Annotated in this window: 17 protein-coding genes, 1 pseudogene and 1 riboswitch; of the genes and pseudogenes, 14 read left to right on the top strand and 4 right to left on the bottom strand. The window is 71.6% G+C overall.

The genetic code is table 11. From position 1 onward, the window contains the following. The first annotated feature begins 74 nt into the window (after positions 1–74). Positions 75–219: riboswitch (FMN riboswitch) on the top strand. Positions 220–301: 82 nt separating this feature from the next. The 8 genes from pnuC (at position 302) to POD19_RS09915 (ending at position 6,345) form a co-directional block, all read left to right on the top strand. Continuing rightward, entirely contained in the window at positions 302–1,006 is a 705-nt protein-coding gene (gene pnuC, locus POD19_RS09950; protein ID WP_004167571.1) for a nicotinamide riboside transporter PnuC, read from the top strand. Continuing rightward, positions 1,003–2,139 (top strand): bifunctional diaminohydroxyphosphoribosylaminopyrimidine deaminase/5-amino-6-(5-phosphoribosylamino)uracil reductase RibD, encoded by a 1,137-nt coding sequence (gene ribD, locus POD19_RS09945; RefSeq protein WP_144818462.1) that lies wholly within the window; start codon positions 1,003–1,005, stop codon positions 2,137–2,139. The genes pnuC and ribD overlap by 4 nt, the downstream gene beginning before the upstream one ends. Then, complete coding sequence (locus tag POD19_RS09940) at positions 2,140–2,796, top strand: riboflavin synthase (RefSeq protein WP_010078770.1); 657 nt, start codon at positions 2,140–2,142, stop codon at positions 2,794–2,796. It abuts the gene before it with no gap. Then, complete coding sequence (ribB, locus tag POD19_RS09935; RefSeq protein ID WP_144818464.1) at positions 2,793–4,106, top strand: 3,4-dihydroxy-2-butanone-4-phosphate synthase; 1,314 nt, start codon at positions 2,793–2,795, stop codon at positions 4,104–4,106. Before POD19_RS09940 ends, ribB begins: the two co-directional genes overlap by 4 nt. Continuing rightward, the gene (gene ribH / locus POD19_RS09930; protein ID WP_144818466.1) at positions 4,103–4,585 is read left to right on the top strand and encodes a 6,7-dimethyl-8-ribityllumazine synthase; all 483 of its coding nucleotides are present in this window, start codon (positions 4,103–4,105) and stop codon (positions 4,583–4,585) included. Before ribB ends, ribH begins: the two co-directional genes overlap by 4 nt. Before the next feature lie 348 nt (positions 4,586–4,933). Further along, positions 4,934–5,134, top strand: a complete 201-nt coding sequence (locus POD19_RS09925) for a hypothetical protein (protein WP_340309450.1) — start codon at positions 4,934–4,936, stop codon at positions 5,132–5,134. Then, entirely contained in the window at positions 5,131–5,415 is a 285-nt protein-coding gene (locus tag POD19_RS09920; RefSeq protein WP_122054294.1) for a hypothetical protein, read from the top strand. The genes POD19_RS09925 and POD19_RS09920 overlap by 4 nt, the downstream gene beginning before the upstream one ends. 35 nt (positions 5,416–5,450) lie before the next feature. Further along, positions 5,451–6,345, top strand: a protein-coding gene (locus POD19_RS09915) for an IS5 family transposase (protein WP_340309449.1) whose coding sequence is annotated in 2 segments (ribosomal slippage) — positions 5,451–5,807 and positions 5,809–6,345 — 894 coding nt in all. Because the reading frame shifts where the segments join, the coding sequence is not laid out codon by codon here. Here POD19_RS09915 and POD19_RS09910 read toward each other — a convergent pair. Continuing rightward, positions 6,343–6,474: pseudogene (locus POD19_RS09910) on the bottom strand (ArsR family transcriptional regulator); the annotation flags it as partial. The gene POD19_RS09915 and the pseudogene POD19_RS09910 sit on opposite strands and share 3 nt — an antisense overlap. Before the next feature lie 86 nt (positions 6,475–6,560). Here POD19_RS09910 and POD19_RS09905 point away from each other — a divergent pair. The 3 genes from POD19_RS09905 (at position 6,561) to POD19_RS09895 (ending at position 8,051) form a co-directional block, all read left to right on the top strand. Next, a complete protein-coding gene (locus POD19_RS09905) occupies positions 6,561–6,935 on the top strand; it encodes an ArsR/SmtB family transcription factor (RefSeq protein ID WP_036334148.1) in 375 nt (124 codons plus the stop codon). After that, positions 6,935–7,846 carry a cation diffusion facilitator family transporter gene (locus POD19_RS09900; protein ID WP_044659924.1) on the top strand — a complete coding sequence of 304 codons (912 nt, stop codon included), beginning with the start codon at positions 6,935–6,937 and terminating at the stop codon, positions 7,844–7,846. Before POD19_RS09905 ends, POD19_RS09900 begins: the two co-directional genes overlap by 1 nt. A gap of 64 nt (positions 7,847–7,910) precedes the next feature. After that, on the top strand, positions 7,911–8,051 hold the full coding sequence (locus tag POD19_RS09895) for a hypothetical protein (protein ID WP_165381393.1): 141 nt from the start codon (positions 7,911–7,913) through the stop codon (positions 8,049–8,051). Positions 8,052–8,322: 271 nt separating this feature from the next. Here the strand turns inward: POD19_RS09895 and merA are convergent, their stop codons facing one another. Further along, positions 8,323–9,786, bottom strand: coding sequence for a mercury(II) reductase (gene merA / locus POD19_RS09890; protein WP_070708674.1), 1,464 nt, complete (start codon positions 9,784–9,786; stop codon positions 8,323–8,325). Positions 9,787–9,842: 56 nt separating this feature from the next. On the opposite strand from merA, the gene POD19_RS09885 reads away from it, so the two are divergent. Then, on the top strand, positions 9,843–10,232 hold the full coding sequence (locus tag POD19_RS09885; RefSeq protein ID WP_101966230.1) for a heavy metal-responsive transcriptional regulator: 390 nt from the start codon (positions 9,843–9,845) through the stop codon (positions 10,230–10,232). 453 nt (positions 10,233–10,685) lie between these two features. On the opposite strand, the gene POD19_RS09880 is transcribed toward POD19_RS09885, so the two are convergent. Further along, a complete protein-coding gene (locus POD19_RS09880; RefSeq protein WP_036337237.1) occupies positions 10,686–11,702 on the bottom strand; it encodes a CNNM domain-containing protein in 1,017 nt (338 codons plus the stop codon). Next, on the bottom strand, positions 11,702–13,123 hold the full coding sequence (locus tag POD19_RS09875) for a hemolysin family protein (RefSeq protein ID WP_036337238.1): 1,422 nt from the start codon (positions 13,121–13,123) through the stop codon (positions 11,702–11,704). The genes POD19_RS09880 and POD19_RS09875 overlap by 1 nt, the downstream gene beginning before the upstream one ends. 1,357 nt (positions 13,124–14,480) lie before the next feature. On the opposite strand from POD19_RS09875, the gene POD19_RS09870 reads away from it, so the two are divergent. Then, entirely contained in the window at positions 14,481–14,744 is a 264-nt protein-coding gene (locus tag POD19_RS09870; protein ID WP_010078767.1) for a phosphoribosyl-ATP diphosphatase, read from the top strand. Positions 14,745–14,797: 53 nt separating this feature from the next. Further along, positions 14,798–15,646 carry an ATP phosphoribosyltransferase gene (gene hisG / locus POD19_RS09865; protein WP_036315380.1) on the top strand — a complete coding sequence of 283 codons (849 nt, stop codon included), beginning with the start codon at positions 14,798–14,800 and terminating at the stop codon, positions 15,644–15,646. The last annotated feature ends 23 nt before the right edge of the window (positions 15,647–15,669 follow it).

Here is a 15,669-nt window from a genome sequence, read left to right as displayed (position 1 = left end):
GACGCGGTCGCCCGGCGTCGTCCGGCGACGTCCGGCATGCGCGGCCGGCCGGGCGTGCGATACTGCTGGACAGCAACGTGCTCCGAGATGCGGTGGAAGTCCGCACCGGCGGTGACAGCCCGCTAACCGCGCGGCCCGTCCTCATCCGAGGCGGTGCCGAGCGGCCTGACCGGTGGAATTCCGGTGCCGACCGTACAGTCGGGATGGGAGAGGCACGCGGCGGAGCCGTTCCGCGCCCTGCGCGGGAGGGCTGCGGAGCGCACCCCTCGGAGTCCCGATCCGAGGAGGTGGCGTCACGGTCATGGACTGGCTGGTGGACGCGTTCAACTGGACCATCCCGGTCGCCGGCGGCGGCCTGCTCATGCGCGAGGTGCTGGGCAACGTCTTCGGCCTCGCCTCCGCCCTGGGCGGCATGGCGCGCAGGGTCTGGGCCTGGCCCGTGGGCATCCTCGGCAACCTCATCCTGCTGACGGTCTTCCTCGCCTCCCTGTTCACGGGGGCCGATCACGCCACCCTGCTCGGTCAGGCCGGCCGACAGGTCATGTTCATCGCCGTCTCCGTCTACGGCTGGGCGCGCTGGCGTCAGGCCCGCCGGGGCCACGCCGAGGACGCTCCCGCCATCACCCCGGAGTGGGCCGGCTGGCGCGGGCGCGTGTTCCTCGTGACGGCCATGGCGGTCGGCACCGTCGCCCTCACCCCCGTGTTCCGCGCGCTGGGTTCGTGGGAGCCGGTGTGGGCGGACGCCTGGACGTTCGTGGGATCGCTGCTGGCGACCTACGGCATGGCGCGCGGCTGGGTGGAGTTCTGGCTGATCTGGGTGGCCGTGGACGTCGTCGGCGTGCCCCTGCTGTGGAGCACCGGCTACTACGCCTCGGCCGTGATGTACGCCTTCTACGGCGCCTTCACCCTGATCGGCTTCTTCGTGTGGCTGCGCGCCACAGACCGGGACAAGCCCGCCGTGGAGACGCTGCTGCCGGACGGCCCCGAGGGGGACGTCGCCCGATGAACGCCGCCGAGACCCCGTCCGCCGACCCCATGGACCTCGCCGTCGGCGCCGCGCTGCGCGGCGTGCGCGGCGCCAACCCCCTCGTCGGGGCCGTCCTGACCGACGCGGCCGGCCGCATCCTGGCCGTCGGGCACCACCGCGGACGGGGGACCGCCCACGCCGAGGTCGACGCCCTGACCCGCTGGCGGGCCGCCCGCGCCGCGGATCCGGCCCTGGCTGCCCTCGACCCCGCCGGCCTGACGCTGCACGTCACCCTCGAGCCCTGTGACCACACCGGCAGCACCGGCCCCTGCTCGCAGGCCGTCCTGGACGCGGGGATCGGCGCACTGCGCTACGCCGTCGCGGACCCCACCGGCCACGACGGCGGCGGCGCGGCCCGCCTCGCCGCGCACGGGGTGCACGTCACCGGCCCCACCGGCGAGGCGGCCGCCCTCACGCTCACCGCCCGCTGGCGCGAGGTCCGCGACGCAGGCCGTCCGTGGGTGACCGGACACCTCGCCCAGTCCCTCGACGGCCACGCCGCGGCCGCCGACGGCACGAGCCAGTGGATCACCGGCCCGGACTCCCGCGTCCACGCCCACGAGGTGCGCTCCCGCGTCGACGCCATCGTCGTCGGCACGGGGACCGTCCTGGCCGACGACCCCCGCCTCACCGCCCGTGACGCCGCCGGCGCCGAACTCGCGCACCAGCCCGTGCCCGTCGTCCAGGGTCACCGGCCCGTGCCCGACGGCGCCGCCCTGCGCACCCACCCGGTCCTGCTGCACGTGCCGGACCACGACCCGCACGCCGTCCTCGCCGCGCTCGCCGCCCATCCCGGGCCCTGGCCCCGCAGCGGGGACCGCCCGGCACACGTGCTCATCGAGGGCGGGCCGCGCGTGCTCGGCGCGTGGCTGCGCGCCGGCCTCGTGGACGAGCTCATGGTCTACACCGCGCCCCTGCTGCTCGGCCCGGGCCGCGCCGCCGTCGCGGGCCTGGACGTCGCCACGCTGTCCGAGGCACTGCGCTGGCACCCCGACCCCGCGGAGGGCGGCCCCGTCCGTGCCCTCGGCGACGACGTCTGGACCCACCTGAGCCCGGTGCCGGCCCCGCGCCTGCCCACCGCCCCCGCCCCGACCCGTTTCCAGGAGGACTGAGTGTTCACCGGCATCGTCACCCATCTCGGCACCGTCGTCGCCCTCGAGCACGACGCGGCCGCCGACACCGCCCTGCTGACCCTCGACGCCGGCGGCGCCCTCGACGGGCTGCCCGCCGGCGGCTCGCTCGCCGTCGACGGCGTGTGCCTCACGGCCCTCGACGAGCCCACGGAGCGCCCCGGCGTGTTCCGTGCCGACCTCATGGGCCAGACGCTGCGCATGACCAGCCTCGGCGACCGCGCCCCGGGGGACCGGGTCAACCTCGAGCGCTGCCTGCGCCCCACCGACCACCTGGACGGGCACGTGGTCCAGGGCCACGTGGACGGGACCGGCGAGGTCCTCGCGGTCACCCCGCACGGGGCCTGGACCACTCTGCGCATCGGCCTGCCCGCCCGCCTGGCCCGCTACGTCCCCGCGCAGGGGGCCATCGCCCTGCAGGGCGTCTCCCTCACCGTCACCGCCGTCTCCGACCCGGGCGCGGCCGCGCACTGGTTCGAGGTCGGCATCATCCCGGCCACGCTCGAGGCCACCACCCTGGGCGCCCTGCGGCCGGGCGACCGCGTCAACCTCGAGACCGACGTGCTCGCCCGGTACGCCGAGCGTCTCGCGCTCATCCCGTCCGCCCCCGCCGCACCCACCGAGGAGGCCCGCCCGTGAGCGAGCACATCCGTCTGGACCCCGTCCCCGCGGCGATCGCCGCGATCGCCGCCGGCCGGCCGGTCGTCGTCGTGGACGACGCCGACCGCGAGAACGAGGGCGACCTGATCTACGCCGCCGCCCTGGCCACCGACGAGGTCACCGCCTTCACCGTCCGCCACACCTCGGGCGTCATCTGCGCGCCCCTGCCGGCCGGCCTGGCCGACCGCCTGGCCCTGCCGCCCATGACCACCGTCAACGAGGACCCCAAGGGCACCGCCTACACCGTGTCCGTCGACGCCGCCGCCGGCGTCACCACCGGCATCTCCGCCGCCGACCGCACCCGCACCCTCCGCGTGCTCGCCGACCCCGGTGCCGCCCCCGGCGACCTGACCCGGCCCGGTCACGTGTTCCCCCTGCGCGCCGTCCCCGGCGGCGTCCGGGCCCGCCGCGGCCACACCGAGGCCGGCGTCGAGCTGTGCCGCCTGGCCGGCGTCGCGCCCGTGGCCGCCATCGCCGAGCTCGTCCACGACGACGGCACCATGATGCGCCTGCCCGCCCTGCGGGAGTTCTCCGACGAGCACGGCCTCGTGCTGATCTCCATCGAGGACCTCGTGGCCCACCTGGAGGAGACGACGCCGGCTCTGACCGCCGTGCCCGCCGAGGCCACCCTGCCGACCCGGCACGGCCTGTTCCGCGTGAGCGTGCACGTGGACGCCGAGACCGGGGCCGAACACCTGCTGCTCGTGGCGGGGGAGACCGACCCGGAGCGTCCCCTCACCGTCCGCGTGCACTCGGAGTGCCTCACCGGCGACGTCCTCGGCTCCCTGCGCTGCGACTGCGGCCCCCAGCTCGAGGACGCCCTGGCCCGCGCGGCGACCGAGGGCGGCGCCGTCCTCTACCTCCGGGGCCACGAAGGACGCGGCATCGGCCTGGCCAACAAGATCCGCGCCTACCGGCTCCAGGAGGAGGGGATGGACACCGTCGAGGCCAACCTCGCCCTCGGTCTGCCCGCCGAGGCGCGCGACTGGGCCGGGGCCGCCGCCGTCCTCACGGCCGCCGGCCATCGGCGCATCCGCCTCGTCACCAACAACCCCGCGAAGGTCGCGGGGCTGCGGGCGGCCGGCATCGACGTCGTCGAGCGTGTCCCGGCCCCCACGCCCGTCACCGAGCACAACGTGGTCTACCTGCGCACCAAGCGGGACCGCATGGCCCACGCCCTGGCGGACCGCGTGCTCGAACCGCCGACGGCCACCGGCGGCCCCGCCACGCCGGCCGATGACCCGACCACCGACCCGACCCACCCCACCCACCAGGAGGACACCCCATGAGCGGCGCCGGAGCCCCGACCTTCACCCCCGACCCCGCCGCTGCGAGCGGCCTGAACGTGGCGATCGTCGCCGCCCAGTGGCACACGGAGATCATGGACGGGCTGATCGCCGGGGCGCAGGCCGCCGCGGCGGATTTGGGCCTGGAAACCGTGCTCGTGCGCGTGCCCGGCACCGTCGAGCTCACCGTCGCCGCGGCGCGGCTGGCGGAGCGATTCGACGTCGTCGTGGTCCTGGGCGTCGTGGTGCGCGGGGACACCCCGCACTTCGACTACGTGTGCCAGTCCGTGACCCAGGGCGTGACGGAGGTCTCGGTGCGCACAGGCGTTCCCGTGGGCTTCGGCGTGCTCACCGTGGACACCGAGCAGCAGGCCCGCGACCGGGCGGGCCTGCCCGGATCCCGCGAGGACAAGGGCCGCGAGGCCCTCGAGGCGGCGGTGCTCACCGAGCTCGCGCTGCGCTCGGTCACGCCGCGGGACTGAGGGTGGCCGGGCGGGGCTGCCTGCTGGGTCGGCTGCTCTCGACGTGGACCCTGTCCCCGGGGCCGGTGGGGTGATCGCAGGCCGGTCAACCGGGCCCGTCCGGAACGCCGGCAGCCCCGCGCCGTCATGGATGGGGTCGGCCGGAGGGCGCGGGGACCCGACGATAGAGGCGGAGACGCGAAGCCCCCGCCCTTCGTCTCGCTCGCGGCATCCACAGCTCGTCGTCCACTGCCCCGACCGTCAGGGCGGGCCGTTGACCCCCAACGCGTTCACCGCCGCAGACGGGTGATCTATGCGGCCCGCCCCGCCTCGGACGACTGCGTCGGGGTGCACGGAGCCTGCCGCAGCGTGGCCGCGTTCAAACAGTCCATGGCCCTGCTGGGAGCTGCGCGAGACCGGGCTGCTGCTCACCCCCTGGTGCCGGCCCGCTCCATCGTCCCCGGTGCACGTCTGGCCTGCGACTGGCTGGGCCACTATGAGAAGCGCGAACCCGTCGCCTCCGCCTACGCCGACCTGGCCGGCCTCATCTTCGAAAGGATCACCGCATGAACGAGAAGCAGCTTGAGCCCGATCTGAGTCTGCGAGCACAGCGACGCAAGCCCACCCCGGCCCCCCAGACCCCGGCTCCCGGAGCGGTGATCCCCGCAGAACCGGCAACGACCTCGGACCCGGCCGGTGGGTATGCGCCCCTGGCGCGGCGTGGGGCGCCGACCGTGGCCCTGAACGTGCGAGTGCCCGAAGCGATCCGCGACGCGGTGCGTCGAGAGGCCGCCACGAACCCGGCAACGCCCAGCCAGGCCGCGGTCATCGAAGCCCTAGGGCGTGTCTGAGAATAGATGCACGAGTCAGCTGAGACCCTGGGGACATGTCCCGGTTCCAGATGCTCTCTGACACCCAATGGGAGTTGATCGCCCCGATGCTCCCGACCCGGACCGGCCGCGCCGGCAGGCCGTTCGCCGACGCCCGCACCATGGTGGAGGCGATCATCTACCGATACAGGTGCGGAATCGCTTGGAGGGATCTGCCCGAGGTCTACGGGCCCTGGCAGACCGTGTGGACCTGGCATCGGCGCTTGGCCGAAGAAGGCACATGGGACACGGTGCTGGCCACGCTGACCGCCGCCGCTGACGCCGAAGGCCTGATCGATTGGTCGGTCTCGGTGGACTCCACGATCGCCCGCGCCCACCAGCACGCGACGAACATCACCCGCCACACAGGGGGATGGATCGAACTACAAGAATCCGCATGAGGAACCGGCCGATCACGGCATCGGGCGCTCCCGTGGCGGGCTGAGCACGAAGATCCATCAGCTCGTGGACGGGACCGGGCTGCCGCTGGTCAGCCTGATCACCCCCGGCCAGGCAGGGGACTCCCCGATGCTGCTTCCTCTTCTGGAGCAGCTGCGCGTGACCCGGCCAGTAGGGCGGCCCCGGACCCGCCCTGCGGCGGTGCTGGGCGACAAGGCGTACTCCTCCCGGGCGATCCGCACCCACCTACGCGCCCGTGGGATCAAAGCGGTCATCCCCGAACCGGCCGACCAGCAGGGCCACCGCAGACGGCGCGGTGCCCGCGGCGGGCGCCCCGTCAGCCTCGACGCGGCCGCCTACAAGGGCCGCAACGTCATCGAGCGTCAGTACGCGCACGTGAAGCAGTGGCGGGGTCTGGCGACCCGGTATGACAAGTACGCGATCATCTACAGGGCCGCTGTGGTCCTGAATGCTGTGCTCGCATGGTCAAAACGATTGTCAGACATGCCCTAGGTCGCGGGCGAGTACCGCCGGGTAGCTCGGGCCCTCGAGGAGTGTCATGAGGATGCGGGAGCGGGTCGGGTCGGCCATCGCCCGGCCCAGCCGGTTCATCACGTCCAGCCGCGAAGCAATAGTCAGCATGCGCTGAGCATACAGAACCTGCTGACCTCTCGTGTGTGGCTCCCGCTGCTGATATCTGCACATCTGCATAGGTGTATGGTCGTGGCATGAGTGTGACGCCGTTGGATTCGTGTCAGGTCACCGCCGTCCATCCGGAGAAGGTGGCGCTGACCCGGGAGAGGATCCCCGACGAGCGCGAGGCCGGCAGGTTGGCCGGGCTGTTCAAGCTCCTGGGGGACCCGCGCCGTGCCCGGGTGCTGTATGCGTTGCTGGAGGCCGGCGAGCTGTGCGTGTGTGACCTGGCGGCGTCGGTCGATGTCGCGGAGGCGTCGGTGTCCCAGGTGCTGCGGGTGCTGCGTACCGCTGGGGTGGTCGAGAACCGCCGGGAGGGGCGGATGGTGTACTACCGCCTCGCTGACGGGCATGTGCGGATGCTGCTGGACGTCTCCCGTGAGCACGCCCGCCACGAGGGGCAGGGCTGATGGGGGCGGGACACAGCCATGCCCCGGCGACCGGGCATGCCGGTGGCCGCTACCGTCGGCGGCTGGCGGGGGCGTTCGCCCTGACGGCGGGCTTCTTCCTGATCGAGCTGGTCGCGGGGCTGGTGTCGGGGTCGTTGGCGCTGCTGTCGGATGCCGGGCACATGGCTGCCGATGTGGTGGTGCTGGGTGCGGCGCTGCTGGCGACGCGCATCGCGAGCCGGCCGGACTCCACGGGGCGACGCACCTATGGCTCCTACCGGGCCGAGGTGTTCGCCTCGGCGTTGGCGGTGCTGGCGATGCTCGCGGTCGGGGTGTACGTGGTGGTCGAGGCCATCAGCCGGCTGGGCGACGCGCCGGAGGTGGCCTCCGGCGCCATGCTCGCGGTCGGCTTCGCCGGCCTGGTGATCAACATCATCTCCATGCTGCTGCTGCGCAGCGGGGCCAAGGACAGCCTGAACGTCAAGGGCGCCTACTACGAGGTGATCGCCGACGCCGCCGGGTCGGTGGGTGTCATGGTCGCCGGCGTGCTGATCATTCTCACCGGCCAGCCGATCTGGGACGTCGTGGTCGCGGCGCTCATCGCGGTCTTCGTCATCATCCGGGCGGTGGTTCTGGGCAGGCAGGTGATCGCGGTGCTGGGCCAGCACGCCCCGGAAGGGGTGGACCCGGAGGACGTCGCCGGTGACCTGGACGCGGTCGAGGGGGTGGAGGAGGTCCACGACCTGCACCTGTGGACCCTGACGTCGGGGATGAACGTGGCCACGGCCCACCTGGTCGCTGACCAGGGCGCGGACCACGGCGCCGTGCTTGCCGGCGCGCGCCGGGTGCTGCACGACCGTTACGGTATCGCCCATGCCACCTTGCAGGTGGAGGGCGCCGGCAGCGACGGCTGTCACGACCTGAGCTGGTAGCACTCGGCACGGAAGCCCGCTCGCGAGAGCCGCACATGCTTGAGCAACGTCTTAGGAGCGCGCGATGGCCGCGAAGCACGGCAAGGGCCCCGGGCCGGACGAGGGCCAGCGGCCGGCCCGGCGCGGGGTGGTGCTCACCCTGCTGGGGATCGGTCTGGTCGCCGCGGCTTACGTGGTGACGATCGTGGTCATGGTGGTGCGGTGACGCGGCCCAAACGGACCGCGGCCTCATGGCGGCGCCGCAAGGCGGTCATCGCGTCGTCCAGTGCTGTCCTCGTCGGGTCGAGCACGTAGAGGTCGTGAAGACGTCCAGATATAGGCCTGGGACGGGAGTTCTTGCATCGACTGAACTCCCCGGTGGTTGCAGGTCCGATACGCAGGGGTGCCAGTAAGTAGGGCTGATCGGCGCCCATTTTCTTGTCTCGCGCCCCGGGGCGAGGCGGTCCCCTATCGGTGTCCCTGTGTGCGGGGCAGGTTCACGCCGCGCAGCAGGAGAGCTTGGCGATGTCGGTGGTGAAGGCCTGCGCGGTGAGCTTGAGGCCTTCGGCCATGGTCAGGTAGGGGCTCCAGAGGTTGGCGACCTGGCTGGTGGTCATGCCGGCCTCGAGCATGTAGACCCCGGCGGCGGCGAGGTCGCCGGCGTCCTGGGCCAGGGCGGTAATGCCGATGATGCGGCCGGTGTCGGCGTCGGTGACCATCTTGATGAACCCGCAGGTGTCGCGGTTGACGATCGCGCGTGGGACGTGCGCGAGTGACAGGACACGGCTGTCGTAGCGGATCCCGGCAGCGGAGGCCTGCCGTTCGGTCATCCCGACGGCGGCCAGGGCGGGGCTGGTGAACACGACCCGGAGCAGGTGGCGGTAGTCGACCTCGAGGCCGGCGCCGGTGAGGGCGTTGTCGGCGACGAGGGCGCCGTGGGCCGCGGCGACGTACACGAACTGACGGTGGGCGGTGACGTCACCGGCAGCCCAGACGCGCGGGTTGGTGCTGCGCAGATGGCTGTCGACGACCACCTCGCCGTGGTCGCCGGTGCGCACGTCGACGGTGTCGAGACCGAGCGTGGCGGTGACCGGGCGGCGCCCGGTGGCGACGAGTACCTCGGCCGCCCGGAGTTCCTGTGAGCCGTCAGTGGTGGTGGCAGTGACCGTGACCTCGCCGGTGGCCGGGTCGCGGCGGACCGCGCTGGGCACCGCGCCGCGGATGATCTGGATGCCTTCGTCCGTGAAGATCTCATCCAGGGCGGTGGACGCCTCGGGTTCTTCCTGGGACGCCAGCCGTGAGCGGACCAGCATGGTGACCCGGACGCCGAGCCGAGCGAAGAGCTGGGCCTGCTCCATCGCGACGTAGCCGCCGCCGATGACCAGCAGCGACTCCGGGACGTGGTCCAGTTCCATCGCGGTGGTCGAGGTCAGGTAACCGGCCTCCTGCAGGCCGGGGACCGGCGGCGCCCAGGGCCTGGAGCCGGTGGCGATGAGGTAGTGCGCGGCCCGGACCGTCTCCACCGTGCCGTCAGGGCCGGTGACGCGCAGTGCCGGCTCGCTGGGTGTGCCGACGAACGTGGCGTCCCCGGGGTGGAGATCCCATCCGTACTCGGTGGCCAGGTCCAGGTACTTCTCGCCACGCAGTGACCCGACGAGCCGATCCTTGCCGGCGATCAAGGCGGGCATGTCGACCGGCCGGACTTCGGGGAGCGGCAGCCCGGGGAACCGGGAGGCGTCGAGTGTGACGTGGCGGGCCTCGGCGGTCGCGAGCAAGGCCTTGGAGGGCACGCACCCGGTGTTCACGCAGGTACCGCCGACGGTGCCACGCTCGATCATCACCACCCGTCTGCCGAGGTTGGTGGCGCGGATCGCGGCCGCGAACGCCGCCCCACCGGACCCGATCATTGCCAGGTCATACGACCTGCTGTTAGCCGTTGCCGTCATGAACTCCTCCTTCATCGCCCTCAGGATCGACCTTCCAGTGCACTGGAAGGTCAAGGGGGAGAATGAGTGGCATGCGGATCGGTGAGGTGGCTCGGGCGTCGGGCACGACGAGCAAGACCCTGCGGTACTACGAGGAGGTCGGGCTGCTACCCGCCGCGGACCGCACCCCGGCGGGCTACCGGGACTACGGCGCCGAGGTGCTCGACCGGCTGGACTTCATCCGCCGGGGGCAAGCGGCCGGGCTGACCCTGGCCCAGATCGGTCAGGTGCTGGACATCCGCGACCGGGGGCAGGCCCCCTGCCGGCACGTCACCGACCTGCTCGACACCCGCCTTGATGTGATCGACCGGCAACTCGCCGAGCTCGCGCAGCTACGCACCACGATCGCCGACCTGCGCGAGGACGCCGCCGCCGGCGACCCGGCCATGTGCTCCCCCGAGGATGTCTGCCGCTACCTGTGACACCGAAGTTCACGGGCCCGTGGCAGCGCATGGCGGCCCACTCTGTTGCGTTGGGGTGTTAGACCTTTCGCAACGGTTCTGTTGCGCGGGGTGCACCCTATCGCGACGCCTATTCCTCCGGCCTGCCGTCGGCCGCTGTCCCGGTGAAGGATCGGCTTGCGGAACGTGAGCCTCACTCGCAGCGCCCTCTTGCCCGCGTGCTTGGAGGCCGCCACTGAGCTCCGACAGAACCCCGCCATATAGCGGCGCAAGCCACACATGACACCGGGCGGCACACCGAGCAGCCGCCACAAACGACCGATTTAGCCGTTACACGCCCGTGAGTCGGAGCATGACTGAGCCCATTGAGGCCGGAATGGGGGGCGAGGCCACTGTGCCGATTCTGATTCTTTGTCCACACCACCGCGGGGGCCGTTTCAGCGGCCCCCGCGGTGGTGTTGCCGAGGTGTGGACTCAAGCCGCGCGGGGCAACACTCCGCGCAAGACGTCGGTGAGGGTGACGACCCCAGTGAACCGGTTGTCCTGGGTCACTGCGGCCAGCTGGCGGCTGTTGCGGCGCATGGAGGCAAGTGCTTCGTGCAACGGTGTGGTGGAGGGCAGCGTCAGAGCCTGCTGGATAAGCGGCTGGATTGGCGCAGAAGGCTCCATCGTGAGGGTGTCCCGCACGTGGACGACGCCCGGAACGCTCTCAGGGGTATGGTCCGGCTGGACCAGGATACGCAAGTGCCCTGAGCACGCAGCGGCATTCTGGACCGCCTCGACGTCGGCGTCGGGGGCGACCTTGACCGGGTGCTGACCCTGGGGGAGGAGGTCCCCGAGAGTGAGGGTCTGAAGGTCCAGGGCACCGGCCAAGGCTTCATGGTTCTGCCGGTCCAGGGTGCCGGCGGCGGCGGAGTGCTCAACCAGCTGACGAATGGCCGCTGCGTCGTAGCCGCCCACGGCGGCTTGGTCCACGGGGGTGACGCCGCTGAGGGTCACCAGGCGGTTGGCCAGCCGGTTGGCCAGCAGCAGCAGGGGGCGAACGGTCCAGACGAAGGCGCGTGCGGGCACGGCCACGGCTTTGGCTGCGGTCTCGGGGTGGGCAATGGCCCAGGACTTGGGGGCCATCTCCCCGATGACCAGGTGAAGGAAGGTCACGGCCAGCAAGGACAGGACGAAGGAGGCGGTTCCGGCTGCCGCTGCGGGGATGCCCCAGTCCTCCAGGACGGGGCCGAGCCATGCGTCGACGGCCGGCTTGGTGATCGCCCCCAGGGCGAAGGTGCACAAGGTGATGCCCAACTGGGCTGCGGCGAGCATGAGGGTCAGCTCGTCGACTCCCTTGAGAGCGGCCCGCGCGGCGCGGCTGCGTCCTGCCTCGGCCTCCAGTCGGTGCCGGCGGGCGCCCAGCAGGGAGAACTCCATGATGACGAAGATCGCGCTGAGCACGATCAGCGCTGTGGTCACGAGCATGACGATCAGTGGACCGTGCATCATCGCTCCTCGTCCGTGGTGGCGTCGGGCTGGGCCTCGTGGGCGGCATGGCTGCCGGCGGTGTCAGAGCGGGGCACCTCGATGAGGTGGATCCGCAGTCGAGCTGGGACCCTGCGTTGGATGGAGAGGACCTCGACCTGCAGGTGGCGGTCGTAGACCTCCTCAGCCCCGAAGTCTCGTGGGTCCTCGGGCAGGTCGATCGTGATGACCTCGCCTTCCCGGGGCAGACGGCCCAGAGCGTCGATGGTCAGACCGGCGGCGGACTCGGCCTCGGTCACGGGCAGGGGGTGCCCGACGAGGCGCTCGAGCTCGTCCAGGTGGGCCTCTGCGCTCAGGACCCAGGAGTGCAGGCCTGTGGCGGTGATCTCCTCCTGGGGGTGCAGGTCGTGCTCGTCCGTGAGCTCGCCCACGAGCTCCTCCGCGAGGTCTTCCACTGTGAGCACGCCGACGAAGCCGCCGAACTCGTCCACGATGCACGCCATCTGCTGCCCTGAGCCGTCGAGCTCCCGGGCTGCGTCGGGCAGGGACATCATCGTGGGCAGCACCAGTGCAGGGCGCATCAGGGCGGACACGGGGGTGTCCGGGGCCATCCGGGTCTCACCGAGCAGGTCGGTGAGGTGGACTACCCCGAGCGGTTCGTGTTCGTTCGAGATCACCGGGTAGCGGGTGTGGCCGGTGGCCATCAGGTCGCGCACCTGAGCCAGGGAGGTCTGGGGCTGAACCTCGTCCACACGCGAGCGGGGCACCATCGCGTGCTGCACGTCCTGGTCTGGGAAGTCCAGCACCCGGTCGATCAGGACGGAGACCTCCGCGGGCAAGGATCCGGAAGCTCTGGAGTCCAGGGCAATGCGGTCCAGGTCCTCGGCGGAGGCGGTGCTGTCGACGTCGTGCACTGGCTCGATGCGCAGGAGCTTGAGCAGCACCTCGGCCGCCTTGTCGAAGACCCAGATGAGCCAGCCGAACAGGCCGAGGTAGATCTGTGTGGGCCGGGCCAGAGCGCGGGCCAGGGGCTCGGGGTTGGCGATGGCCAAATTCTTGGGGTACAGCTCGCCGATGATCATCTGCACCAGGGTGGCCACCACCAGTACGCCCAGCGTGGAGATGGCGATGACCACTTCAGAAGGCAGTGCGGTGCCGCCGAGCAACTCGGTCAGGGCCGCACCCACCATCGGCTCTGCCACGTAGCCCACCATGAGGCCTGTGACCGTGATCCCCAGCTGCGCGCCGGAGAGCATGAAGGAGGTGCGGCGAGTGACCTGCAGTGCGCGGGCGGCGGCGCGGTCGCCGGCCTTGGCGGCGGTCTGCAGGCGGACGCGGTCTACAGACATGTACGCGAATTCCTGGGCCACGAAGAAGCCGTTGGCGGCGATGATCGCCAGGATGATGAGGGATCCGAGGATCAGTGTCAGGACTGGATCCATGCCTGAGTCACCTCCCCACGAGGTGCAGGCGACCCCGCCAGCTGCGGGGTGGGGTGGGGGTGACGCTCGGACTGTCACCAGGGCAGGCGGCTGGGCCGTCGCTCATGTATTCAGGGGCTCCATAAGGGGTCGAATGAATAATGGCGGCACATTACCACCGGTAACCGGTCGCAGGGCAAGGTGGGGTGTGGCCTCGCCGCCGACATCGGGCATCTGCCCGCCAGGATGTCCAGCCGGGTATACCCCTTTACACGCCCCGTCCGCCCACGAGAGCATCACGTCAGAAACGGTCCCAAACCGAGCTGTTGGACAGAAGTGTCGGAGGGTTTGAGACGTGGTGGGACAGACCGTCGGGTGCGTGTGAGGCCACCCCCGTGGGAGTCGGCCGACGCCCCGCACCCACGAACGTCGGCTCACGTCAGGGCGAGCATGGCGACGCGCCGAGGGGACGGGCGCCGAAGCCTTCTCCCGATAGAACGAGCACGTGGCGAGCCGGTGGTTGAGGGGGCCCGGCACCAGGTCTGCGACGAAGGCCCATGAGGATCTCCAGCCCCGGAAGCCAGGCTCCAGCGCTGGGCAGCTCGGCACTGCTGGGCAGCCGAGCCATCTCCACGAGCTGCGCATCACCGGGATCCCGCTCCCATTCCATGCCTTCCACCGCATTGCCCGTGGCCACCCGCCAGCGGGAGAGGATCTTCTGCGCTCGCTGCAACCGGGCGCTCACTCGGTGTGCGGGACGGGATGGGTCGCCTTCATCGTGGTGGGTCATGCTCCAGTTCGCGGGTCCGAGCGCGGGGCTCTGCTCCTCGTCCGGGAAGGGGAGGAGGGCCACGACGGCTACCCCCAGATCCTCTCGCCGCATCATTCCTGTTCTCCGTCGGCGACGTGGGCGCGGCCGCGCCGCCCGCCGGTGACCTCCAGGGCCTGGACCCGAGGCCCGGACGCGTGGACAGTCGACGAGATGGATGTGTGCGTCGCGGAAGAGATCTGGTGCGGTGGGCCCGGGCGGGGTTCGGGGCAGTGATCGACCTGGTGGTGTCTCAGGTGTGCAAGGAGCGGTGTCGTCGCTGGGGTCAGAAACGAGCGTGTCGTGCCCACCTGTCGGAGGTCGCCCGGGCCATGCGTGCGGACCGGACGGGCACGTTCAGCCCGTCATCCCCACGTCCACGGCCGCCTCGCGCGCGTGCCCCGATGGGAGTGAAGGAACGTGCAGACATGGGAGGGGGAGGACGCTGAGCGGCCGGCACGTCCCACGTGGGCCCGTAGGTGCAGCGCGTGGCGAAGACCCCGCCGTCCCGTACGTCACAATGACCGACTCCGGTCTGGGCTGGAGGGGCAGGGTCGCTAGGGTGGTCCCGTGAAGACCTTCGACGAGCTGTACGCGGAACTGACGCGCAAGGTGCAGGAGCGCCCCGAGGGCTCCGGCACCGTGGCCCAGATCGACGCCGGCGTCCATGCGATCGGCAAGAAGGTCGTCGAGGAGGCGGCCGAGGTCTGGATGGCCGCCGAGTACGAGTCGGATGAGGCCGCCGCCGAGGAGATCTCGCAGCTGCTGTACCACGTGCAGACCATGATGATCGCCCGCGGCATCAGCCTCGAGGACGTCTACCGCCACCTCTGAGGCCGCCGGCCCCGTTCCCCGCCCGCCCCACCGCACCCCGAGGAGACCGACGCGTGCTGCGCATCGCCGTGCCCAACAAGGGCGCCCTGTCCGAGTCCGCCCGCGAGATCCTGACCGAGGCCGGCTACCGGCAACGCCGGGACTCCCGCGAGCTCGTCCTCGTGGACCCCGAGAACAACGTCGAGTTCTTCTACCTGCGTCCCCGGGACATCGCCGTCTACGTCGGCCAGGGCACCCTCGACGTCGGCCTGACCGGCCGCGACCTGTTCTGCGACGCGCAGGTGGGGGACACCGCCGAGGAGATCATGGCGCTCGGCTTCGGCCGCTCCGTGTTCCGTCTCGCCGCCCCCGTCGGCTCCTTCACCTCCGCCGAGCAGCTCGCCGGCAAGCGCATCGCCACGAGCTACGACGGCCTGCTCTCCGACTACCTGGCCCGCACCGGCCTGGACGCCACGGTGGTGCACCTCGACGGCGCCGTGGAGTCCTCCGTCAAGCTCGGCGTGGCGGACGCGATCGCCGACGTCGTGGAGACCGGCAGCACCCTGCGCGCCGCCGGCATGGAGGTCTTCGGCGAGCCCATCCTCGACTCGGAGGCCGTGCTGATCGGCCGCGCGGGGGAGCGCCCCGAGGGCCTCGACGTGCTGCTGCGCCGCCTCAAGGGCGTGCTCGTGGCCCGCCGCTGGGTCATGATCGACTACGACATCCGTCGTGACCTGCTGGAGGCGGCCACCGCGGTCACCCCGGGGCTGGAGTCACCGACGGTCTCCCCGCTGCGGGACGAGACGATGGTCGCCGTGCGCTCCATGGTCCGCAAGCCGGACGCCAACCGCGTCATGGACGAGCTGTACGCCCTGGGCGCCCGCGGCATCCTGATCTCCGCGATCCACGCGATCCGCCTCTGACGGCCCGCGCCGTCCCGCCCGAG

Source organism: Micrococcus sp. GPGPB33, assembly GCF_037853785.1.
Taxonomy (GTDB): Bacteria; Actinomycetota; Actinomycetes; order Actinomycetales; family Micrococcaceae; genus Micrococcus; species Micrococcus luteus.
This window is presented reverse-complemented; position numbering and strand designations above follow the sequence as displayed.